The following is a 26558-nucleotide window of genomic DNA, read 5'->3' on the forward strand; positions in this document are numbered from 1 at the left end:
CGGTTGCGCGGGTTTCACGAGATGCCCAGTTCCTTGTCGATGAGGTCGAAGAGCTCGTCGTCGCTGGCGGACTCGATGACCTGTTGCTGTCGGACCTGTTGCTGGTGCGTTCCCGCGGATGTCGTGCCGAAGGCCTCAACCTTGGCCAAAGCACGCCGCAACCACGCGGCCAGTTCGTCGGGCACCGCCGCGCCTGCGTCTTTCGGAAGCAGGGCGTCCAGTTGCGCCTCGAGGCGGCTCAGCTCGGTGAGCAGCGGCGGCGTGGCCGGAGTTGGTGTGCCGACCTGGTCGAGGAGGTATCGGGTCAGCGCCTCCGGGGTGGGATGGTCGAAGACGAGGGCGGCCGGAAGCCGCACCCCGATTGTGTTCGCCAGTCGATTGCGCAGTTCCACGCCGGTCAGCGAGTCGAATCCGAGGTCTTTGAATGGGCGTGCGGGGTGGATCTCGTCGGCCGACGCGTGCGCCAGCACGATCGCGGCATTGCTGCGCACGATGTCGAGCAGAATCCGATGCGCTTCGGCCGGGGCCAACCCGGCCAGCCGCTCGGCCAGCACCTGCTCCCCTGCTCCGGCGACGTCACCTGCCCGCCGCAATGTCTGCCGTGGCATGCGGACCAAGTCGGTGAGCAGTGGCGGAACGCTGGTTCCTTCGGCGAGCCGGGATCGGTCGATCCGTGCGGCGAAGACGTACGGGTGGGCCGACCTCGAGGCCGCATCGAACATCGCCAGCCCCTCTGCTGAGGTCAACGCGCCGATGCCGGTGCGGGTCATCCGGCCCTCCGCGGCCCCGGCCACCCCCGCCGTCAGTTCGCTACGCTCCTGCCACAGTCCCCAGCCGATGGCGACACCGGGCAGGCCGAGAGCGCGTCGCTCGACTGCGAGGGCGTCGAGGGCGGCGTTGGCGGCAGCATAGTTCGCCTGGCCTGCTCCGCCGAGCAGGGCAGCCCCGGAGGAGAACAGGACAAAGGCCGCCAGGTCGCTGTCGCGGGTCAGTTCGTGCAAGGCGAACGCGGCATCGGCCTTGGGGCGCAGCACCCGCTCGACCTGCGCGGGCGTGAGCGAGCCGATAACGCCGTCATCGAGCGCGCCCGCGGCATGGACGACCGCGTTGAGCGGACGGTCCGGTGGAATCGCCGCGAGCACGGCCGCCAACGCGGGCCGATCGGCGACATCGCAGGCGACGACGATGGCTTGCGTGCCGAGCTCGGCGAGTTCGGCGACGAGCTCGGCGGCGCCCGGCGCGTCCGCACCACGGCGGCTGATCAAGATCTGATGCCGCACACCGTAGTCGGTCGCCAGGTGCCGGGCCACAAGCCTGCCCAGGGTGCCGGTCCCACCTGTGATGAGCGCGGTGCCCGCTGGATCGACCGGTGCGGGCACCAACAGTACATTCTTGCCGATGTGCCGGGCATTGCGCAGGTGGCCGAACGCCCGAGGAGCGTGACGGAGATCCCAGCAGGTGATCGGCAACGGGGTGAGCACGCCCTGCTCGAACAGCGACAACACCTCGGCGAGCAGCTCGCCTATGCGTTGCGGCCCCGCCTGCACCAGATCGAATGCCTGATATCGCACACCGGGGTAGCGCCGTGCGATGTCCTCGGCGTCGCGGATATCGGTCTTGCCCATCTCTACGAAAGCACCGCCCCGAGGAAGCAAGTTCAACGATGCGTCGACGAATTCCCTTGCCAAGCAATCGAGTACGACATCCATGCCGCGGCCTTCGGTGGTGTCGCCGAACTTTTCGGCGAATTCCGTCGTCCGCGTAGATGCGCGGTGGCTATCGTCGAAACCCATGTCGCGCAATACATCCCATTTCGCAGGGCTAGCTGTGCCGAAGACTTCCGCTCCGGCGTGCTTGGCAAGTTGCACCGCGGCCATGCCGACGCCGCCGGTGGCGGCGTGCACCAACACCGACTGGCCGCGACGCAAGCCACCCAGATCGAAAAGTCCGTAATACGCGGTGAGGAAGGCAATCGGCGCCGACGCGGCCTGCGCGAACGACCAGCCCGAGGGAATCCGGGCGATGGTGGCGCGGTCGGCAACGACGACCGGGCCGAATGCCCCGCCGAAGACACCGAGCACCCGGTCGCCGGGCGCCAGATCGGTCACTCCTGGCCCGGTCTCCAGGACCGTGCCCGCGCCCTCGCTGCCGAGGGTGGGCTGGTCGGGATCGAGGCCGAGGGAGACCACGACGTCGTGGAAGTTGAGACCGGCGGCGCGGACAGCGATGCGGACCTCGCCCGGCCCGAGCGGTGCGAGCGCGTCGGGCGCGGGCAGCAGCGCCAACCCCCCGACTGCGGTGTCGTCCGCGAGCCCCAACCGCCAGGCCGGTTGGTCCGGCGGCGGGATGAGCGCGTCGCGGCCGTCTGGGGTCAGGCGGGGGACGAAAAGTTCCCCGGCGCGGACCGCGTATTGACTCTCCGCGGCTACCCCAGCGGACAATGCGGCGGCCAGCGCGCTCAGCGACGCCGGATGATCGTCGATGTCCGCAAGCACGAATCTGCCGGGATGTTCGCTCTGGGCGGTACGGACCAACCCCCACACGCCGGATTCGGCCCAGTTCCCACCCCGGTCCCCCGGTCCGGTCCGGACTGCGCCGCGAGTAGCCACCACGAGAACCGACTCCGCGCAACGCTCGTCGGCCAGCCAGTCCCCGATCAGAGCGAGGGCACGAACAGTCTTGTCACGCAAAATATTCGGTGGGGCGCCATCAATGTCCGCAGGGAGGTCGGCGAATACGTAGGCGGGGATCGTCGCCGCAGCCGCGCGTAGCGCGTCGAGATTCGGCCAAGCCGACGCCGCAGGCAGGGCAGCGGACAAACCATCGCCGAGCACCGCGCATGAGCCGACCTCGGACGGATCGCCGGACCCGCGTGCGGCTACCCATGCCACGTGCGGCATCCGCTCCGCGGCAGAGGTGCCCGCTCGCAGTCCGCCCGGAGGCAGCGGGCGTAGCGCCAGCGAGTCGACGGTCAACACCAACCGACCGGTGAGGTCGCGGACCTCCAGTGACACGTCCTCCTTGCCTCGGGCGGTGATACGGACGCGGAGGGCGGCCGTACCTGCGGCACGAGCGGTCACACCGGTCCACGAGAACGGCAGTCGTGCGACGCCATCACGGTCGGGCAGCAGAGCGGATGCCTGCAGCGCCGCGTCCAGCAAGGCTGGGTGCAGCACATAGTCGTCGCCGTCACGCTGCTGTGGCAAGGCGATCTCGGCGAAGACCTCGCCGCCATGCCCCCAAGCCGCCCGCACACCACGGAAGGTGGGCCCGTACCGGTATCCGGCGGCCACGAACTGGTCGTAGAGCTCGGATACGTCGAGTGGTTGCGCATCGGCCGGTGGCCAGGCCACGACACTCTCCGAGGACACATCGGCGCCACCGGCGAGCGGAGCGAGCCTGCCGGTCGCACAGGCGGTCCATTCGGTGTCGTCCTGATCGCCGCGGCTGTACACGCCCAGGCTGCGACGCCCGTCGGACTCCACTGCGCCGACTCGCACCTGCAGCCGCAGCGAGTCGCGCTCGGGCAGCGTGAGCGGGGCATGCAGGGTGAGTTCATCGACCAGTCCACAGCCCACCACGTCGGCCGCGTACAGCGCGAGCTCGAGAAAGGCCGTACCTGGCAACACGGTGATGCCCGAGACATCGTGTTCGGCCAGCCATGGGATTGCCGTCCGGGACAGCCGACCGGTGAACAGTTGCTCACCGGAGTCGGCGAGGTCGACAGCGGCGCCGAGGAGGGGATGACCGGTGGCCCCGAGGCCCACTGCGGCGACATCCGCCGGGCCGGGGGCGGCGTCGAGCCAGTAACGGGTGTGCTCGAATGGATAGGTGGGCAGATCCACCCGCTCGGCGCCGGGATATACCGCGTTCCAGTCGAGGTCGACGCCGCGGGCGTGGGCCTCGCCCACCGACAGCAGCATCCGCTGGAGTCCGCCCTCGCCACGGCGCAACGACCCGGTGACGACGACGGACTGCGCGGAATCCGCCAGTGTCTCGCCGATGCCGAGCGTGAGCACCGGATGCGGGCTGACCTCGATGAAAGTGGTGTGGCCCGCCTGCGCGAGTGCCCGCACGGCCGGTTCGAAGCAGACGGTTCCGCGCAGATTGCGAAACCAGTACTCGGCCGTGAGTTCGGGACCTGCCAGCCAGGCCACATCGAGAGTGGAGTACATGGGGACTCGGCAGACTCCGGGCTGGATGCCGTCGAGCGCCGCGATCAGCTCGGCGCGGAGAGCGTCCACGTGCGCGGAGTGTGAGGCGTAATCGACCTCGATGCGGCGGGCGTGGATCTCCTCGCGCGCGCAAACAGCCAGCAGCTCGGCCACGGCGCTCGGGTCACCGGCCACTACGGTGGCGGCGGGGCCGTTGATCGCGGCGATGGCGATATCTCGGTCGGCATGCGCTGAGCCGATACGCTCCAACAGTATTCGGACGTCGTCCGCGGGCAGCGCCAGCGAGGCCATCGCGCCCTTGCCCGCGATCGCGCGCAGCAGCCTGCTGCGCAATGCCACGATCGCAGCGCCGTCCGCGAGCGACAGCGCTCCGGCCACTACGGCCGCGGCGATCTCTCCCTGGGAATGGCCGAGGACGGCGTCCGGTTCGACGCCGAAATCGCGCCATGTCGCGGCCAGCGAGACCATGACGGCGAACAGGGCAGGCTGTAGGTGGTCCACCGAATCCAGGGCGGCCGGATCTCGCAGGATCTCCGCGAGCGACCGGTCGAGGTACTGTCCGAGGGCGAGTTCGCAGGCCGTCATCGACTCCGCGAAGACAGGGCTGGTGTCGAGCAATTCCAGTGCCATGCCCACCCATTGCGCGCCTTGACCTGGGAAGACGAATACCGTGCCGCCCACGGTCCCTGCGACGCCCTGTGCCACGGTAGCGGCAGGTGCGTCTTCGGCGAGGGCCCGCAAACCCGCCAGCAGGTGCTCGCGGTCACCGACCAGGACCGCACGGTGGGGGTGCCGGGTCCGGGTGACTGCGAGGGAAAAGCCGATATCGGTGCAATCGAGTTCCGGCCATGCGTCGACGTGCCGCGCGAGCCGCTCGGCCTGGGCTCGTAGCGCCGCGGCGGATCGAGCGGAGAGCACCCACGCGACGGGACGCTCGTCCGTACTCCTCGCCAGGTCCGTGGGTGCGGGAGCCTGCTCGAGTACGACGTGCGCATTCGTTCCGCTCACGCCGAAAGCCGACACGGCGCCGCGCCGCGGCCTGCTCACTTCCGGCCACTGCTGCGACTGCGCCAGCAACCGCACCTCGCCGACGGACCAATCCACTTGCGAGGAAGGTCGATCCACGTGCAGGGTCGCAGGCATCACGCCGTGCTGCAGCGCCTGCACCATTTTGATGACGCCACCTACACCGGCAGCCGCGGACGTGTGTCCGATGTTGGACTTCAACGACCCCAGCCACAACGGAGCCCCGCCGGGGCGGTCTTGACCATAGGTCGCGAGCAAGGCTTGCGCCTCGATCGGATCGCCGAGCCTGGTGCCGGTGCCGTGGCCTTCGACCACATCCACATCCGTCGTGGCCAACTGGGCGTCGGCCAACGCCGCCCGGATCACCCGCTGTTGCGCGGGGCCGTTCGGGGCGGTGAGCCCATTGCTCGCGCCATCCTGGTTGACCGCCGAGCCGCGAACCACCGCCAACACTTTTCGGCCTGCGGCGACCGCGTCCGACAGCCGTTCCAGCAGCAGCACACCGACGCCCTCACCGAAGCCGGTGCCGTCCGCCGCTTCGGCGAACGCCTTGCATCGGCCGTCTGGGGCCAGGCCGCGCTGGCGGCTGAACACGACGAACAGTTCGGGGCTGTTCATCACCGTCACGCCACCCGCGAGCGCCATATCGCACTCGCCGGAGCGCAGTGACCGCACCGCGAGGTGTAGCGATACCAACGATGACGAGCACGCGGTGTCCACAGTCACCGCCGGGCCCTCTAGCCCGAGAACATAGGAGACGCGACCGGAGGCGACACTGGCTGAGTTGCCGGAGCCGAGGAAACCCTCCACCTCCTCCGGCACGTTCCCGATCAAGCGAACGGAATAGTCGTGGTGCATGACGCCGGTGAACACGCCGGTGCGGCTGCCCTGCAAGGTGGTCGGGTCGATGCCTGCCCGTTCCAACGCTTCCCACGATGTCTCCAGCAGCAGACGCTGCTGAGGATCCATGGCCAGCGCCTCGCGCGGCGAGATCCCGAAGAATCCGGCATCGAATTCTGCCGCGTCGTACAGGAATCCGCCTTCGTCGACGTACGACGTGCCGTGCCGATCGGTCTCGATGTCCGGGTCGTAGATGGTGTCGACATCCCAGCCGCGGTCGGCAGGAAAGGCAGAGATGGCGTCGACGCCTGCGGCCACCAGGTCCCACAGCTCCTCCGGCGAGTTCGCACCACCCGGGAACCGGCAGGCCATCGCGACGATCGCGATCGGGTCGTCGACCGGGCCGGTCCGCGCCGCCGGTATGATCGGCGTGCTTTCGGTATCGCCTGCCAGCCGAGTATCGAGGAAGTCTGCGAGCGCGTCCGGGGTGGGGTGGTCGAAGACCAGGGTGGCCTGCAGTCGCAACCCGGTGACGAGATTGAGGCGATTACGCAGGTCTACCGCCGCGAGGGAGTCGAATCCGAGGTCCCGGAACGCTCGGTCGGGCTGCACCGCCTCCGCGGCTGCGTGTCCTAATACCGCGGCGACCTGGGTACGGACCAGCTCGCGCAGTTCCCGGCGGCGCTCGGCGGCGGGCAGTGCGGCCAGCCGGACGGATGGTGCGGAGACACTGTCGCCGCCGGGCGCGGCCGCTGCGGCCCGGCGAGCGGCCGGGCGAACGATGCCGTGCAACAACCTCTGGATCGGGTCGGTGTCGGCGCGGGCTCGTAGGGCCGCGAGATCGAGCGGCATGGCGACCAGGAGCGGGTCTCCCGCGGCAGTGGCCGAGTCGAAGAGTTCGACTCCCTGTCGATCGGTCAGCGCGGGCATGCCGGAGCGCGCGATACGGCGGGCGTCATCGGCAGCGAGGTGCTCGGTCATCGCGCTGCGCTGTTCCCACAGCGTCCAGGCGATCGACTGTCCGGCCAAGCCGTTTGCCCTGCGATGCTGGGCGAGCGCGTCGAGGAAAGCGTTGGCCGCGGCGTAGTTGCCCTGACCAGGACCGCCGAAAATTCCTGCGGCAGAAGAGAAGAGCACGAATGCGCGCAGGCCGTAGCCTGCCGTCAGCTCATGCAGGTGGATGGCGGCGTCCACCTTGGGGCGCAGTACCGCATCGATGCGCTCCGGAGTGAGCGCGGTGACGACACCGTCATCGAGGGCGCCCGCGGCGTGCACCACCGCGGTCAGCGGGTGTTCAGCGGGAATGTCGTCGAGTAACCGCCGCAGCGCCTCGCGATCGGCGACGTCACAGGCGACGACGATGCATCGGGCGCCGAGGGCGGCGAGTTCATCGACCAGTTCGCCCACGCCTGCCGCGGCGGGACCGCTACGGCCTGCGAGTACCAGCCGACGCGCTCCGGATGCGGCCAGGTGGCGCGCGATCCGGGAACCGATCAGACCGGTGCCGCCGGTGATCAGGATGGTGCTGTCCGGATCGGCGAAGGGTTCGCGATGCTGCGCGACCGTGGCCCTGGCCAGCCGGGGGACGCGGAACTCACCGCGGCGCACCGCTACTTGTTCTTCCTCGGTGGCGGTGAGAACTTCTGCGAGAGTAGAGATTTCACTCGGGTTGTCTACATCGGCCAGGACAAAGCGTCCCGGATGCTCGGTCTGCGCCGTGCGCACCAGCCCCCAGACCGCGGCCTGCGACAGATCAGTGATGTCCTCGGTGGATGTCACCGCGACCGCCCCGCGAGTGAGTACGATCAGGCGCGCCTCGGCGAGGCGTTCCTCGGCGAGCCAGTCCTGCACGAGAGCGACGGCATCGTGCACGACCCGGTGGGTGGCGGCCGGCTCGGCCGAGTCGTTGCCTGCCGCTAGGTCATTTCCTGCCACCGGCGCGACGACCAGGCCTGGTGTGACAGCACCAGCCGCGAGAGCGGCGCGCAGTGCGGCCAGGTCCGGGTAGGTTCCGCCGCCGAGCACAATCGGCTCCGCGGTGTCACCGGAACGGCCGGTGAGTTGTAGCGGTTGCCAGTCCAGGAAGAACAGCGAATCGTGCCGGTCCGCACGTCGCGGGGCATCGACCACTGGTCGCAGCAGCAGAGCGTCGACCGAGACGACCGCCTGTCCCGAGGTGTCCCACGCCTGTATTGCGACGGCGTTGTCCCCAGCGGGACTCACTTTGGCTCGGAGTGCGGTAGCACCGTGCGCATGGACGACAGCACCGGTCCAGGCGAACGGCATCCGGCCCGTTTCCTCGCCCGACAGTCCGGTGACGTGCAGTGCGGCGTCGAGCAGTGCCGGGTGCAGGCCGAACAGCGCGGCATCAGTGTGCTGTTGCGGCGGCAACACGGCCTCGGCGTAGATATCCGCACCCACCTGCCAGGCGCCACGCAATCCCTGGAACGCGGGCCCGTAGACGAACCCGCCCGAGGCGAAGCGTTCGTACAGTCCGGTCAGGTCGATCGGTATCGCGCCAGGCGGCGGCCACGCGGCGGCCGCCTCCGCCCCTATTGCCGTGGCGCTGGAAAGCGTGCCCCGAGCGTGCCTGGTCCACGAGTCCTGTGGTGCCGCGTCGGCGGTCCGGGCGTACACGGCGATCGCCCGCGATCCGCTATTGTCGGGCGCGCCGACTGTGACCTGCACGTCGACGGCGGCCGTAGACACCACCAACGGCGTCTCCAGCGTGAGCTCCTCCACCCGGCGCAAGCCCACCTGGTCGGCGGCGCAGGCCGCGAGCTCGAGGAGGGCGGTGCCAGGCACCAGCTCGGTGCCGAGCACCGAATGCTCTGCCAGCCACGGGTGAGTTCGCGTGGACAGCCGCCCGGTCAGCACGAATTCGTCGCCATCTGCCAGCGTGACGACCGCACCGAGCAGCGGATGCGCGGCAGCGGTGAGGCCTGCGGCGGTCACGTCACCGGTCGCGGGGCCGGAGTTCTCCAGCCAGTACCGCTGCCGCTGGAACGGGTAGGTGGGTAGCTCGACAGCACGAACGGGTAGATGAGCGTAGGCGGGCTGCCAGTCCACAGTGACACCTGCGGTCCACAGTTCACCGAGCGCGACGTGGAATCGGGCGAGACCGCCGTCATCCCGACGCATGCTTGCTGCCACCAAGGCGTCGGTCTCGGCGGCCGCGGCGGTCTCTTCCACCGCGACGTTGAGCACCGGGTGCGGGCTGACCTCGACGAAGGCACGCAATCCTGCGTCGAGCGCGGCGGTGACGGCCTGTTGGAGCTCGACGGTCTGCCGCAGGTTGCGATACCAGTAGCCTGCGTCGAGGGTCGTGGTATCCAGTGCCGTCCCAGTCACTGTGGAGTAGAAAGGCACCTCGGCAGGGCGCGGGGCGATCCCGGCCAGCCGGGTCAGCAGTTCGTCACGGATCTGCTCGACATGGCTGCTGTGCGAGGCATAGTCGACATCGATGCGCCGCACGCGCAGCTGCTGTTGCTCTGCGTGGGCGAGGAATTCGTCCAGGGCCGCTGGGTCACCGGAAATCACCACCGAAGCGGGGCCATTGACCGCGGCTATCGAGAGCCGCGCACCCCATGGGGTGAGTTCAGCTCGGACCCGGTCTGCCGGAAGTTGCACAGAGGCCATCGCGCCTGCGCCTGCGAGGGAGCGCAGGGCGCGACTGCGCAATGCGACAACCTGCGCGCCTTCCGCGAGCGATATCCCGCCTGCGACCACCGCCGCGGCGATCTCGCCTTGCGAATGACCCACCACCGCCGCAGGCTCCACTCCGAACGAACGCCACACCGCCGCCAGTGACACCATCACCGAAAACAACACCGGCTGAACGACGTCCACCTGGTCCCACGTCGTACCCGATTCCACCAGCTCGAGCAGCGACCAGTCCACGAACGGCGACAGCGCCGCTGCGCACTCGGCCATCCGTTCGGCGAATACCGTCGACTGCGCCAGCAATTCTCGGCCCATCCCCACCCACTGCGAACCTTGACCGGGAAAGACGAACACCACACGACTGGCGTTGATTTCACCGCCTCGGACGACTGTAGGAGACGGAATGCCGTCGGCGAGCGCCGTCAGGTCGGCGACCAAGCCCGGCTGGTCCGAGGCAAGTAGCACGGCCCGGTGATCGAAAACGGTCCGGCCTGCCAAGGCCAGGCCGATCGCATCGAGATCGAGATCTGGATGCTCAGCCAGGTGTGCGCGCAGCCGCCTCGCCTGGGCGCGCAGCCCCTCGTGGTCGCGGGCGGAGAGCAACCAGGGCACGTCCGTGGAATCGGCCGTAGGCCGCGAAGCCTCCTCCGGCGCGGGCGGTTCGAGGAGCTCGGGCTGTTCCAAAATGACATGACCATTGGTGCCGCTGATCCCGAAGGAGGACACCGCGGCCCGGCGCGGATGGTCCGTCTCCGGCCACGGCATCGGCTCGGTAGCCAGCTGGATAGCGCCTGCGGACCAGTCCACCTGAGTGGTGGGATGCTCGGCATGCAGGGTGGGCGGCACGGTACCGTGCCGCATGGCCATGACCATCTTGATGACGCCGCCGACCCCGGCAGCCGCCTGGGTGTGACCGATATTGGATTTCAGCGAGCCGAGCAGCAGGGGCCGGTCGCCCGGCCGGTCGCGCCCATAGGTGGCCAGCAGCGCCTGCGCCTCGATCGGATCACCGAGGGGGGTGCCGGTGCCGTGCGCCTCGACGACATCGACCGTGTCCGGTCGCAGCCGCGCTTCGGCCAACGCTCGGCGGATGACGCGTTGCTGAGCGGGCCCGTTGGGAGCGGTCAACCTGCTGCTCGCGCCATCCTGGTTGACGGCGCTGCCGCGCACCACCGCGAGTACCGGATGACCGTTACGACGGGCATCCGATAGTCGTTCCAGCAGGAGCATTCCCACGCCTTCGCCCCAGCCGGTGCCGTCGGCCTCGTCGGCGAAGGATTTGCACCGCCCGTCGCCCGCCAAGCCGCCCTGTCTACTCATCTCGGTGAAGGGCACTGGCGTCGACATCACCATGGCGCCACCGGCCAGTGCCAGCGAACATTCACGACGGCGCAACGCGTGCGCTGCCAGATGAATAGCGATCAGCGAGGAAGAACAGGCGGTGTCCACCGTGATCGCCGGTCCCTCTAGGCCGAAGGTATAGGAGATGCGGCCCGATGCCACACTGTCGGATTGGCCGTTGCCCAGGTAGCCCTGCACCTCCTCGGGTACCCTGTCCAGGCGCAGCGCGTAGTCCTGGTACATCACGCCTGCGAAGACTCCGGTGTCGCTGCCGCGCAAGGAGTGCGGGTCGATACCAGCCCGCTCGAACGCCTCCCACGTCGTCTCCAACAGCAGCCGCTGCTGCGGATCCATGGCCAGCGCCTCACGCGGTGAGATGTTGAAGAACTCCGGCTCGAAGTCGGCGACCTCATCCAAGAAGCCGCCCTCTGCGGCATAGGTGCTGCCCGGACGACGCCGGGTCGGGTCATACAAGGACGCCAGATCCCACCCGCGGTCCGTCGGGAACTCGGTGATCGCGTCCGTGCCGGAAACGACCATCTGCCATAGCTTCTCGGGTGTGTCGACGCCGCCAGGGTAACGGCAGCCCATACCGATGATGGCAATGGGTTCGCGGCCCCTGGTCTCGACTTCGTTGAGGCGGGTGCGGGTGTGATGCAGATCTGCCGCCACCCGCTTGAGATAGTCCCGGAGCTTGTCGTCAGTCACGGAATTCATCCCCTTCGTAGATCGCGGAGTTCAGCGGCGTGTCCTCGCCCATCCCGAGCTCGTTGTCGATGAAGTCGAACAGGTCGTCGTCGCTCGCCTGGCCCATGCGTTCGGCCAGTCGGGCGGCATCCGGATCGGCTTTGGCGCGCAAGGTATTCACCAGGCTCTCCAATCGGTCCAACACCTGGGGATCGGCCGTGCCACCATCGAATACCTTCTCCAATTGCTCGAGTTCGGCCATGCCGCCTGCAGCTGGTTCGGCGTCGTCCGGCGCCAACTCGGCGGCGAGGTACTTGGCGAGCGCCACCGAACTGGGGTAGTCGAACAGCAGCGTGGCAGGCAGCCGCAGATTGGTCGCGACGTTGAGCCGGTTGCGCAGTTCCACCGCGGTGAGCGAATCGAAACCGAGTTCCATCAGCCCGCGATCTGCATCCACTGCCTCCGGATCGGCGAAGCCGAGGACCGTGGCCACCTGTAGCCGGACCAGCTCCAGCATGATGCGTTCGCGCTCAGCCGGGTTCCGCCCGCGCAGCCGCTGAGTAATGGACTCGGCAGGGGCCGCGCCTGCGACTCGCCGGGACTGCGGACGTACCAGACCGCGCAGCATAGGCGGGTATCCGGCGGCCGCCGTCGCCGCTAGATCGAGACGCAGTGGCAGCGCGGCAGGCTCGTCGGCAGCGACTGCCAGGTCGAACAGGCCGACACCGTCTGAGGGGGTGAAAGCGAGGATGCCGCCGCGAGCGATGCGGCGCAGATCCGATTCGTCGAGCGAACCGCTCATGCCGTCCTCGGTGATCCACAGCCCCCAACCGAGGGATGCCGCGGGCAGGCCGTTCGCCCGCCTGCGGTGTGCCAGCGCATCGAGGAAGGCGTTGGCCGCGGCGTAGTTGGCCTGGCCCATACCGCCGAAGACGCCTGCGATGGACGAGAACACCACGAACGCCGACAGCTCCATCCCTGCGGTGAGCTCGTGTAGGTGCAGCGCGGCATCCACCTTGGGGCGCATCACTTCCCGCAACCGCTGCGGTGTCAGTGCTTCGATCACGCCGTCGGCGAGCACGCCTGCGGCGTGCACCACGGCGGTGAGCGGATAGCTCGCGGGCAACCCGGCGAGCAGCGACACGAGTTGTTCTCGGTCAGCGACATCGCACGCGGCTATCTCGACATCCGCGCCGAGCGCGGTCAGCTCGTCCCGCAGTTCGGCCGCGCCCGCGGCGGCCGAACCGCGCCTGCCGGTCAGCACCAGCCTGCGCACGCCGTGCCCGGATACGAGGTGGCGGGCGATGTGTCGGCCGATCGCGCCGGTACCACCCGTGATCAGGACGGTGCCCCCGCGCTCCCACACCGGCGACGCAGGCGCTTCGGTGCGCGGAACACGGGCCAGCCGGGCCTGATGCGCTACCCCGGAGCGCATGGCGACCTGCGGTTCGCCGGAGCCGAGAGCGACGGGCAGCGCCGCCACCGAGGCTGCGTCATCGTCCAGATCCGCGATCACGAATCGGCCGGGATGCTCGGTTTGCGCGGTGCGCACCAGACCCCACACCGCGGCATGGGCCAGGTCCGGCACATCGGCGTCCGGCCGAATGGCCACACCGCCGCGCGTCACCAGCAACAGAGTGGCGTCCTGTAGCCGCTCCTGCGCGAGCCAGCTCTGGACGAGCGTGAGCGCGTACTCGGTGGAAGACCGTACCGCCGCTACCTCATCCCGCGGCGCCGGACAGACCGGGATCGGGGCCACCACCACCGCAGGCAGGTCGCCACGCATCAGCTCGGCAAGGTCGGCTACCGCGCGAATGACACCCGCCGTACCCCATTCCGACACCTCGCCACCGAGAACAACCCAGTCGCCCACCGCGCCAGGCGTTGTCGTCGGCAGTGCGGGCCACTCGACCCGGAACAGCTCCTCGTGCCCGGCGGCAGGCCGAGCAGCGCCGACCTGATCGGCAGACACCGGCCGCAACAGCAGCGAGCGCATGGAAATGACGGGATCGCCTGCCGCGTCCACAGCCAGCACTTCCACGGCGTCCCGGCCCGCAGGACGCAATCGGATGCGCAGCGACGACGCGCCCGAGGCATGCAACCGAACGCCATTCCAGGAGAATGGCAACCAGCTCTGGTCGGAACCGGCCAGGATGCCGAAGGCCAGCGCGTGCAGGGAGCTGTCGAGCAGAGCTGGGTGCAGCCCGAACCCGGCCGCATCGCCACGATGCCCTGGCGGCAGGCTCGCCTCGGCGTACACCTCGTCGCCGAGGCGCCATGCTTCCCGCAGTCCCCGGAAAGCCGGTCCATACGCGAAACCACCCTGCGCGAACTGCTCATAGAGTCCCTCGACCTCGATCGGCTCGGCTCCCTGCGGCGGCCACTCGCCCACTGCCGCAGGCTCGCTCGGCTCGGCCTCGCTCGACGTGGTGACGATGAGCAGGCCTGCGGCATGCCTGGTCCACGGCCGACCGGGGGACGCGGCATCGGGCCGGGAATGCACAGCAATCGTACGGCTACCGTCACCGTCCGGCGCGCCGACCGAAACCTGCAGCAGTACAGCACTGTTCGGCTCGATCACCAATGGTGCTTCCAGCAGCAGCTCGTCGACCTCATGGCAACCCACTTCGTCTCCGGCCCGGATGGCCAGTTCGAGGAAGGCCGTGGCCGGGAACAGCGCCGAGCCCAGGATGCCGTGATCGGCCAACCAGGGATGGCTGCGAGTAGATATCCTTGTGGTGCACAGGAACCCGCCGGAGTCCGGAAGCTCGATCATCCCGCCGAGCAGCGGATGTTCGGCGGGACGCAGGCCAACGGCCGCCACATCACCGGCGGCGTCGTCGGCCTCCAGCCAGTAGCGCTCGCGCTGGAAGGCGTATGTCGGCAGATCCACATACCCGCCGACCGGACCGTCGAAGAACCGCTCCCAGTCGATCGGCATGCCGTGGGTATGCAGTTGAGCCAATGCCGTGGTCACCGAAGCCATCTCGGCTCGGTCACGGCGCAGCGACGAGACCAGGGCATCCGGGTCGACCGCGTTGTCTGCCAGACTGTCGCGACCCATGGCAGTCAGGGACTGGTCGGGGCCCAGTTCGAGGAAGCGGGTGACGCCCTCGGCGGCCAGGCACGCCATACCGTCGTGGAAGCGGACCGCATGGCGCACATGCGCGACCCAGTAATCGGCCGTGCGGATCTCCTCGGCGCTCGCTACTCGGCCGGTCAGGTTCGACACCATCGGAATCAGCGGCGGCCGGAAGTCGATGGTTTCGGCGACCTTGCGGAAATCATCGAGCATCGCGTCCATATGCGGTGAATGGAAAGCATGGCTGACCTTCAGCCGCCGTGCCTTACCGCCTGTCGATTGCCAGCGGGCCGCGATATCGAGCGCGATATCCGCGTCACCCGAGATGACGGTGGCCGCCTGCCCGTTCACCGCGGCGATGGACACCCGGTCCTCCTGCCCCGCGAGCAGCGACCGGGCCTGCTCCTCCGAGGCGGTCAACGAGATCATCGCGCCGCCCTCGGGCAGGGCTTGCATGAGCAGGCCGCGCGCGGCGACCAACCGCGCGGCGTCGGGCAGCGACAGCACGCCCGAGACATGCGCCGCGACGAGTTCGCCCACCGAATGCCCCAACAGCAGTGCTGGTGCCGTACCCCAGTGCTCCAGCAGCCGGAACAGGGCGGTCTCCAGCGCGAACAATGCGGGCTGGGTGAAGGCCGTGGTGTCGAGCAGGGCGGCCTCGGGCGAATCGGCCGGGGCGAACATCACCTCGTGCAGCGACCTGTCCAGTAGGACGTCGAATTCCGCGCACACCGCGTCGAAAGCGGCGGCGAAGACCGGCTGTGCGCGGTAGAGCTCGGCACCCATGCCGGGACGCTGACTGCCCTGGCCCGCGCACAGGAAGGCCGTCTTGCCTTCGCCGGACCTGCCGCGGAGTACGCCGGGCGCGGTGCTGTCGGTCGCCAACGCGCGCATACCCGCCATCAGCATGTCCCTGGTATCCGCCACGACGGCGCCGCGGTGTTCGAAGGCACTGCGCGTGTTCGCCAGGGCCCTGCCGATGGCGGCGGGATCGAGCGCTGGACGGTCCTCGACATAGCTGAGCAGCCGCTCCGCCTGGGCTCGCAGCCCCGCCACGCTGCGAGCGGACACGAGCCAGAGACCGCCGCCGTCCGCATCGGACTGCGGGGCTGGAACACCCTCTTCGGGAACGTATTCCAGGATCGTGTGTGCGTTGGTGCCGCTGACGCCGAACGAGGAAACGGCGACCCGGCGGGGATGGTCAGTCTCGGGCCACGCAGTGTTCTCGGTCAGCAGCGCCACTGCTCCCGACGACCAATCGACGAGCGGAGTCGGCCGATCCACATGCAGCGTGCTCGGCAATACGCCGTGGCGCATGGCTTGCACCATCTTGATGATTCCCGCGATGCCTGCGGCGGCCTGCGCGTGCCCGATGTTCGACTTCATCGAACCGAGCAGCAACGGCCGGTCCGCGGGCCGGTCCTGCCCATAGGTTGCCAGCAGCGCCTGGGCTTCGATGGGGTCGCCGAGCCGCGTGCCGGTGCCGTGCGCCTCGACGGCGTCGATATCGGCGGCGGCGACCCCGGCGTTGGCCAGCGCCTGGGTGATGACACGCTGCTGGGCGGGCCCATTGGGCGCGGTGAGGCCGTTGCTGGCGCCGTCCTGGTTCACTGCCGAGCCACGGACCAGCGCCAGCACCGGATGGCCGTTGCGCCGGGCGTCGGAGAGACGTTCCAGCACAACGACACCCGCGCCTTCGGCCCAGGAAGTGCCATCGGCGGCGGCAGCGAACGGCTTACAGCGGCCGTCCTCGGCGAGCGCGCGTTGTCGGCTGAATTCGACGAACGAACCGGGGGTGGCCATCACCGCGACACCACCAGCCAGCGCGAGCGTGCACTCGCCCCCGCGCAGTGCCTGCGCGGCGAGATGGATCGCCACCAGCGACGAGGAACAAGCCGTATCCACGGTCACCGCAGGACCTTCCAGCCCGAAGGTATAGGCGATACGACCAGAGGCGACGCTGCCCGCGCTGCCGAGTCCCAGGTAGCCCTCGAGTTCCTCGGAGGGTTGCCGCACCCGGCTCCCGTAGTCGTGATAGCTGGAGCCGACGAAGACTCCGGCCCTGCTACCCGCCAGGGATCGTGGATCGATGCCCGCGCGTTCGAATGCTTCCCAGGCGATCTCGAGCAGCAATCGCTGCTGGGGATCGATGGCCAGCGCCTCACGCGGCGAGATACCGAAGAAGGCCGGGTCGAATTCGGCCGCGTGGTGCAGAAACCCGCCGTACCGGGTGTAGGAGGTGCCCAGCTGGTCCGGATCGCCGGAGTAGAGCTCGTCGAGGTCCCAACCACGGCCCGCCGGGAACGGCGAGATGGCGTCGACGCCGTCGAAGACCAGGCGCCACAGGTCATCAGGGGATTCGACATCACCGGGGAAACGGCAGCTCATCGCCACGATAGCGATCGGATCGTCGACCGGTGCTGCCGCGGGCGCGGCCGCGATCGCGGTAGCGGCCTCGGGAGCATCCGCGACGCCGAGCAATCCTGCGATATGGCGAACCAGCGCAGCGATCGTGGGGTGGTCGAAGACCAATGTGACCGACAGCCGCAGCCCGGTCACGGCCGCCAGTCGACTGCGCAGGTCGACAGCGGTCAGCGAATCGAATCCGAGGTCACGGAAGACACGACCGGGTTCGATGCCTGCCGCATCGGCATAGCCGAGTGTCTCGGCGACTTCCGCACGAACCAAGGCTGTCAATTCCTCCTCGCGCTCGACCGCCGACAGGCCGGCCAACCGTCCCGCGAGGGAGTCGCCGCCGCCTGCGCCTCGGCCTGCGTCGAGGAACGGGATGGCCTCTGGCAGGTCGCGCAGTACGGTATTGGGACGCAATGTCACCGAGGTGCGGGTGAATCGCTCCCAGTCGAAGCCGGAGACGATAAGCCGCGTCTCACCGTGTGCCAGTGCCTCACTGAGCGCTGTAAGGGCCATTTCCGGTTCCATCGGCCGCAAGCCCGCGCCCACGAGCCGGTCGCCCGTCGCGGCGGCCGCACTGTCGCCCGCCCACAAACCCCAGGCCAGGGAGGTAGCGGGCAACCCGAGGGACCGCCGCCGCTCCGCCAGAGCGTCCAGGTAGGCATTGGCGGCCGCATAGCTGCCCTGACCGGTTCCCGGCAGAGTGGCCGCGAGGGAGGAGAACAGGATGAACCCGTCCAGATCCAGGTCGCGGGTGAGTTCGTCGAGATGCCTGGCGGCCTCGGCTTTGGGGCGCAGCACGGCGGCAGCGCGCTGCGGGGTGAGACCGTCGAGAACGCCGTCGTCCAGCACGCCCGCGGCGTGCACCACGGTGCGTAGCGGGCGATCAGCCGGTATCGAGGCGAGCAGGCCCGCAAGGGCATCGCGGTCGGTGACATCGCAGGCCACCGCAACCGCGTCCGCACCGAGCTCCGCCAGCTCGGCCACTAGTAGTGCGACGCCGGGTGCGGCAGACCCCCTACGGCCTGCGAGCACGATATGTCGCGCTCCGGCGCGTGCCAGCCACCGCGCGACATGCGCACCAAGAGCGCCAGTGCCACCGGTGATCAACGCAGCGCCGGAGGTCGTCCAGACAGATCCTGACTCGGTCGGCTCGGCCCGCACCAAACGACGGGCGAAGACGCCGGAGAAGCGCACGGCGAGTTGGTCTTCACCGTCGAGACCGGCCAGGACGTGCGCCAGCCGGTCGAGGACCCGCTCGTTCCACCGTGCGGGCAGATCGATCAGACCCGCCCAGCGCTGCGGGTACTCCATGCCCGCGACCGTGCCGAGTCCCCAGATCATGGCCTGGTCAGCACTGGGCACGGTATCGGCGCGGCCGACCCGGACCGCACCGACGGTCGCGGCCCAGACCGGCGCGGCGACATCGGCATCGCCTAACGCCTGCACCAGGGTCATGGTCATGGCCAGACCCGTAGGCAGCACCGGCGAGCCGTGTTCCTCGGCGGCGAGGCCGAGCAGCGCCAGCACACCGGCAGGCGCGTCCGCGCGGAGACGCTCACGCAAACCGTCCGCGACCTGCGCCCGCTCGTCGTCGCCGATCGGCACCATGGCGACGGTGGCGCCGTGCCGCTCTAGTGCGCTCGCGCAGGCGGCGACGGCCGGATCGTCCACCATGGCCTCCGGTACGATCAACCACCATCGACCTCGCAGAACAGGTTTTTCCTGGCCGATCGCGATGGGCTTCCAGATCACGCGGTAACGCCAAGTGTCCAGCACGCGACGATCCCGGCTGTCACGGTGCCAGGACGACAGGGCGGGCAGCACCGCGCGCAGCGAAGCCCGCGCATCCTCATCCGCCACCCGCAGCGTGCTCGCCAGGGTCGCGAGGTCACCGCGTTCCACGGCCGTCCAGAACCCGGCGTCCACCGAGTCGGCGCCGACTGCGCCCGCGGCGGCGGCGGCAGGCGCTTCCAGCCAATAGCGTGCCCGCTGGAAGGCGTAGGTCGGCAATTCGATATGCCGCGCACCGGTTCCGGGCAGTACGGCGTCCCAATCGATCTCCACGCCGTAGGTGTGCAGTGCGCCGAGCGAAAGGAGGAAACGCCGCAGGCCGCCGTCGGAATCGGCGAGGGTGCCGGTAACGCATCCTGGTGCTTCGGCCGATTCCACAGCCTGTCGCAACCATACCGACAGCACCGGGTTCGGGCTGACCTCGACAAAGATCGTGTGTTCGTCCCGCAGCAACGCGTCGACGGCTGCCGAGAAAGCGACCGGCTCCCGCAAGTTGCGGTGCCAGTACCCGGCATCCAATCCGACGGTGTCGTACCGCGCGCCGGTGACAGTGGAGTAGAACGCGATCCCCGACGACCGTGGCGTCACTCCGGTGAAGGCCGCATCCAGTTCGGCGCGCAGTCGGTCCACCTGCGGCGAGTGCCCGGCGAAATCGACACCGGGAAGCTCCCAGGACATGATTCCGGCGTCGGCCAGCCGCGCGCTCAGCTCGGACAGCGCGGCAGTGTCCCCGGACACCGTCACCGAGCCGGGACCGTTGATCGCCGCCACCGAGATCCGATCCGCCCACGGCCGCAGATACTCGGTGATCGCATCGACCGGCGTCGCCGCGAACAACATTCCGCCCTGACCGACCAGCGGCAGCAATGCCTTGCTGCGCAGGGCCACCATGCGCGCGCCGTCGGCCAGTGAAAGCCCACCCGCCACCACCGCCGCAGCGATCTCACCCTGCGAATGCCCCACCACCGCAGCAGGCTCCACCCCGAACGAACGCCACACCGCCGCCAACGACACCATCACCGCGAACAACACCGGCTGAACAACATCCACCCGATCCAACGAATCCGCCGAACACAACACATCCACCAACGACCACTCCACAAACGGCCCCAACGCCGCCTCACACTCCGCCATCCGCGCCGCGAACACCGCCGACTCGTCCAACAACTCCCGAGCCATCCCCACCCACTGCGAACCCTGACCAGGAAAAACGAAAACCGTTCTGCCGACGGCGCCTGCGACGCCCTGCGCGAGGAGGTCGTCGGCGCGCCCTGCGGCTAGTGCGGTCAAGCTCTCCACCATGGCGTCACGGTCACGGTCGCGGCCGCCGACGACCGCCCGATATTCGAATTGCGTCCGGTCGTGGACCAGGGAATAGCCGACGTCGAAAGGAGACGAGGTGGGCCGAGCCGCGAGGTGCTCGGCCAGCCGGGCTGCCTGCGACCGCAGCGCCTGTTCACTGCGACCTGAGAGCGGCCAGAGCACCGCCCGCCGCGCCTGCGGCTCGTCGGCCGGCTGCGCCTGCGGCTCGGGCGCCTGCTCGAGGATGATGTGCGCATTGGTGCCGCTGAGGCCGAAGGACGAGATGCCTGCGCGGCGCGGCCGGTCGTCCGGCGTCCACGGCGCGGGCTCGGCCAGCAGTTTCACCGCGCCTGCGGACCAGTCGACCTCGGCAGTGGGCTCGGCGGCATACAGTGACCGGGGCAGCAGGTCGTGCCGCATGGCCTGCACCATCTTGATGATGCCCGCGACGCCAGAGGCGGCCTGGGTGTGGCCGATATTCGACTTCACCGAGCCGAGGTACAGCGGCCGGTCCGCAGGCCGGTCGCGCCCGTAGGTGGCCAGCAGCGCGTCGGCCTCGATCGGGTCACCCAGCCTCGTTCCGGTGCCGTGCCCCTCGACCACGTCCACATCGGCAGGGGCGAGCCCGGCGTCGGCGAGTGCCGCGCGGATGACCCGCTGCTGCGCAGGCCCATTCGGGGCGGTGAGGCCGTTGCTCGCGCCGTCCTGGTTGATCGCGGAGCCGCGGAGCATGGCGAGCACCGGATGACCGTTGCGCTCAGCGTCTGAAAGGCGTTCCAGCAGCAGCACACCGACGCCCTCGGCGATGCCGAACCCGTCGGCGGCGGCAGCGTAGGACTTGCACCGCCCATCCGCTGCCAGGCCGCGCTGGCGGCTGAAACCAGTCAGCGACAGCGGCGAGCCGAGTACAGTGACACCGCAGGCCAGGGCGAGTGTGCACTCGCCACTGCGCAGTGCCCGTGCGGCCAGGTGCACCGCGACCAGCGATGAAGAGCAGGCGGTGTCGACGGTGACGGCGGGGCCCTCCAGCCCCAGGCTGTAGGCGACCCGCCCGGATAGGATGCTGGTGGACACACCCGCGATGAGATGGCCTTCTACCTCCGCGGGCACGTCGTGGCTGCCGTACCCTTGGTAGGCACCGCCTGCGTAAATGCCGGTCCGGCTGCCGCGCAGAGTCGCCGGATCGATGCAGGCACGCTCCAGCGCCTCCCAGGAGGTCTCCAGCAGCAGCCGCTGCTGTGGATCCATAGCCAGCGCCTCTCGCGGTGAGATACCGAAGAACCCCGCGTCGAATTCCGCTGCCTCGTCGAGGAATCCGCCTTCGAACGCATAGGTCGTTCCTGGCCGGTCCGGATCGGAGTCGTAGAGCGCCGCCATATTCCAGCCGCGGTCCGTTGGAAGTTCAGCGACAGCGTCACGGCCCTCGACCAGCAGATCCCATAGCTCGTCCGGATTGTGCACCCCACCCGGATAGCGGCAGGCCATGCCGACGATGACGATGGGGTCCTCGTTGTCCGCAGCGGTAACCTGGAGCTGCTCCCGCTGGTCGGTTTCGGCGCCGAGCAGCAACGTACCGAGATGCCGGGCGAGCGCAGTCGCCGACGGGTAGTCGAAGATCACCGCCACGGGCAGTCGTAGCCCAATGGCGGCGTTGAGCCGATTGCGCATCTCGACAGCGGTCAGCGAGTCCAAACCCAGTTCGCGGAAGGCTCGGTCGGGCTCGATCGCACCGCCGGAATCATGGCCGAGGACACGTGCCGCGTGGGTTCGCACCAGGTCGATGAGGATGCGATCGCGGTCAGCGAGGTCGGCCTCGGATAATCTGCGACGCAACGCCGAGCCCGCACCTTCGTCGGCGGCAGGCGCATCCCCGTCTGTCAGGGCGCGCCGCACCTCCGGCAAACTCGCGATGAGCGGGCTGGGCCGCACCGAGGTGAACACCGGTGCGAAACGTTCCCAGTCGACGTCGACCACCAGAACGGCGGTGTCTTCGTTGTCCAGCACTCGGCCGAACGCGCCGAGCGCCACCGCGGGCGCCATGAAAGGGACTCCACGTCCCCGTAGCTGGTCTTCGACGAGGTTTGCCGCCATGCCGCCGCCATCGGCCGGATCCCAGATGCCCCAGGCGATCGAGGTGGCGGTCAAGCCGCGAGAGCGGCGATTCTCGGCCAAACCGTCGAGGTAGGCATTGGCGGCGGCGTACGCGCCATGCTCATCGCTGCCCCAGATCGCGGAAATGGAGGAGAACAGGACGAAGGCATCCAGCGGGTCGGTGCCGAAGACAGCGTCGAGGCTGTCGGCACCGCCGACCTTGGCATGCAGTGTCTGCGCGAAGTCGTCGGGATCGGTGTCTGCGAGCGGAACCAGCGCACCCCCGCCCGCGGCGTGGATCACCGTGCGGATGTCGGCCCCATCCGCACGCAATTCGGCGACGAGCTCGGCCAGTGCCGTCCGGTCGGTGACATCGCAGGCTGCGATGGTCACCCTGGCGCCAAGCGCGGCAAGTTGTCCGGTCAGATCATCCGCGCCTGCTGCGGCCCGGCCGCTGCGGCTGACCAGCACTAAGTGCTCCGCGCCTCGGTCGGCGAACCAACGGGACAGCTGCGCGCCGATGCCACCGGTGCCGCCGACGATCAGAATCGTGCCACGCGGCTTCCAGGACGGCGGCGCGGCAGTATCGCCGAGCGCGGCACGGACCAACCTCCTGCCGTAGATCCCGGTGGCCCGGATCGCGACTTGGTCCTCGTCGTCTCGGCCTGCGAGCACCCCGCGCAGCCGGTCGGCGGCCCGCTGATCCAAGACGACTGGCAGGTCCACGAGGCCGCCCCAGCGCGGCGAGTGTTCCAGGGCGGCGACCCGGCCCAGGCCCCAGAGCACACTCTGGGCAGGACTGGAAAGCGCATCAGCGGTGCCGGTGGCCACGGCGCCCCGAGTAGCCCACCACATGGGCGCCGCGCACCCACTGTCCCCGAGAGCCTGCAGCAACACCAAGCTCAGTGCGGTGCCGTCGGTCATGTGCGGATTGCGCTGGTGCGGTGACTCGTCGAGCCCGAGCAGTGTGAAGACGCCGGACACCGGGCCGGGAAGTTCGGCGAGAATCGTGCCGAGCCGTGCGGCGAGCGCGTCCCGGTCGTCGGCAGATGAGTCGAGCACAATCGGTACGACAGTGGCGCCGCCTTCGGTCAGCACCCGTGCACAGGCTTCGGGCAATATGTCGCCTGCGGTAACCGCGGAGGAGACGAACAGCCATATGCCTGCGAGCGCTGCGTCCGGACGGGCGGCGAGTGGTTCCCATTCGATGCGGTAACGCCAGGAGTCGGCGGTGGCCCGGTCGGCGACCCCGCGGCGCCACGCGGCGAGGGCAGGCAATACGGCGCTGACCGTGTCGGCGGGCGCCAGACCGAGGGTGGCGGTGAACGCCGGAAGGTTCTCGTCGTCGACCGTCTCCCAGAAAGCGGTCTGCGCGGGGTCGGCGGCCGGTGCCGCGACGGCATCCTCCTGACGCTGCAACCAGAACCAACGATGCTGGAACGCATAGGTGGGCAGTGTCACCTGGCCGGCGGGGATACCACCGAAGAATTCGGTCCAATCCGGGGACAAGCCGTGGACCTGCGCCTCGGCAAACGACCGCAGCGCGGTATCCAAGCCGCCCTGATCTCGGCGCAACGTGCCGACGGATGTGGCGTCCACGCCGGCCGCATCTGCCGTCTGTGTCACGCCGACGGTGAGCACGGGATGGGCGCTCGGCTCGACGAAGAAGGTGTAGCCGTCCTGGAGCAGAGCCAGGGTAGCGCCTGCGAAGCGCACCGGCTGACGCAGGTTGCGATACCAGTAGTCGGCGTCCAGGGTGCGGGTATCGCGCCAGGCGGCATCCACCGTGGAGAAGAACGGCACGTCGGCGGCGGTCGGCTCGATATCGGCGAGGTCTGCCAGCAGCCGGTCGCGGATCTGCTCGACCTGCGGTGAATGCGAGGCGTAATCGACTGGGATGACCCTGGCTCCGATGCCGTCCGCGACCAAGCTCGCGACCAATTGCCCGACGGCAGCGGCGTCACCGGTCACCACAGTCGACGACGGCCCGTTGACGGCGGCGACGCAGATCCGCTCCGCCCACGCATGCAAACGATCGTTCAGCTCCTCGGCTGCCAATGGCACCGAGGCCATACCGCCGCGGCCTGCCAGCACCGCGATCGCCTGGCTACGCAACGCGACAACCTTCGCCCCATCGGCCAACGAAAGCCCACCCGCCACCACCGCCGCAGCGATCTCACCCTGCGAATGCCCCACCACCGCAGCAGGCTCCACCCCGAACGAACGCCACACCGCCGCCAACGACACCATCACCGCGAACAACACCGGCTGAACAACATCCACCCGATCCAACGAATCCGCCGAACACAACACATCCACCAACGACCACTCCACAAACGGCCCCAACGCCGCCTCACACTCCGCCATCCGCGCCGCGAACACCGCCGACTCGTCCAACAACTCCCGAGCCATCCCCACCCACTGCGAACCCTGACCAGGAAAAACGAAAACTGTCCGACCGGAATGGATCGCGCTGCCGCGAACCAGACAGGGGGCTTCGGCACCGTTCTCTAGCGCACGCAGTCCCGCGAGCAGCTCATCTCGGCCCTCGGCGAGCACGACCGCGCGATGCTCGAATGCGGTCCGCGTGGTGGCCAATGCCCTTGCCACATTGGCCATTTCAGCGTCTTGGTCCCGATCCAGAGCAGTACGCAGAGTCAAGGCCTGGGCGCCGAGCGCCTCCTCGGTGCGCGCGGATACGACGAACGGCAGCAACCGTGCGGGTTCCTCCGACAACGGCACCGGATCGGCTTCCTGCGGCTCGGGCGCCTGCTCCAGCACTACATGCGCATTCGTCCCGCTCACACCGAACGATGACACCGCGCAACGCCGCGGCCGCCCCAGCTCCGGCCACGCCCCAGCTTGCGATAGCAACCGCACCGCATTCGATGACCAGTCCACTTGCGAAGAAGGAACATCCGCATGCAGTGTCCGCGGCAACACACCGTGCCGTAATGCCTGCACCATCTTGATGATCCCGCCCACACCCGCGGCCGCGGACGTGTGCCCGATATTCGATTTCAGCGACCCCAACCACAGTGGTCGTTCAGCAGGCCTGGCTTGGCCATAGGTCGCCAGCAAAGCCTGCGCCTCGATCGGGTCACCCAGCCTGGTGCCGGTCCCGTGCGCCTCGACGAGGTCCACATCCGCCGTCGACAACCGGGCATCGGCCAAAGCCGCCCGGATGACCCGCTGCTGCGCCGGGCCGTTCGGCGCGGTCAGACCATTCGACGCGCCATCCTGATTCACCGCAGAACCGGCCACCACTGCCAGTACCCGATGCCCCTTGGCGACCGCGTCCGACAGGCGCTCCAGCAGCAGCACGCCGACGCCTTCGGACCACGCGGTGCCATCGGCCGTATCAGCGAACGCCTTGCAGCGGCCGTCGGGGGCGAGCGCCTTCTGCCTGCTGAAGGAAACGAACGCATCGAGGTCGGCGCCGATGGCCACGCCGCCGGTCAACGCCATCGAGCATTCCTTCGACCGCAGCGATCGCACGGCCAGATGCAGCGCGACCAGTGAGGAAGAACAGGCCGTATCCACGGTGAACGACGGTCCGCTCAGACCGAACACATATGAAAGCCGTCCGGAGATGACGCTGCTCGTCGTTCCGGTGTGCAGCAGGCCCTCGACCTCAGCGACCCGAGCGCAACCCGCGCCATAGCCGTTCACCATTGCCCCGATGAAGACACCAGTCGGCGTGTTGCGCAGAGTGGCCGGGACAATGCCCGCGCCTTCCAAGGTTTCCCAGGCGACCTCGAGGAGCAGCCGCTGTTGCGGGTCCATGGCCAGCGCCTCACGCGGCGAGAGGCCGAAGAATCCCGGATCGAATTCGCCTGCTTCGTCCAGGAACCCGCCATTGCGAGTGTAGGAGGTACCGGGATTGTCCTGGTCCGGATCGTAGAGGCCCTCGACATCCCAGCCGCGATTGGTCGGCCACTCTGTGATGGCGTCCGTGCCCGCGGAGACCAAATCCCACAACTGTTCCGGCGAATTCGCACCACCCGGATATCTGCAGCCCATTCCGACAATGGCGATCGGTTCGTGCCTGGCGTCCTGATACTTCCGCAGCCGCCGCCGCGCATCGCCGAGGTCGGCGGTGGCCCGGCGCAGGTACTCGAGCAGTTTCTCGTCGTTGGGCATAC

2 protein-coding genes are annotated in these 26558 nt (G+C 68.8%); both read right to left on the minus strand.

Annotated elements, in window-relative coordinates; genetic code table 11:
* Nucleotides 1–14 precede the first annotated feature (14 nt).
* Nucleotides 15–11753, minus strand: coding sequence for an SDR family NAD(P)-dependent oxidoreductase (locus ACX4ZE_RS16280; protein ID WP_480274289.1), 11739 nt, complete (start codon nucleotides 11751–11753; stop codon nucleotides 15–17).
* On the minus strand, nucleotides 11746–26556 hold the full coding sequence (locus ACX4ZE_RS16285) for a type I polyketide synthase (RefSeq protein WP_480274290.1): 14811 nt from the start codon (nucleotides 26554–26556) through the stop codon (nucleotides 11746–11748). The genes ACX4ZE_RS16280 and ACX4ZE_RS16285 overlap by 8 nt, the downstream gene beginning before the upstream one ends.
* Nucleotides 26557–26558 lie beyond the last annotated feature (2 nt).

Source organism: Nocardia sp. TBRC8007, from assembly GCF_056629435.1.

Coding starts and splice junctions, on each gene's coding strand:
- ACX4ZE_RS16285 (WP_480274290.1), bottom strand. CDS start 26,556: ATGCCCAACGACGAGAAACTGCTCGAGTACCTGCGCCGGGCCACCGCC.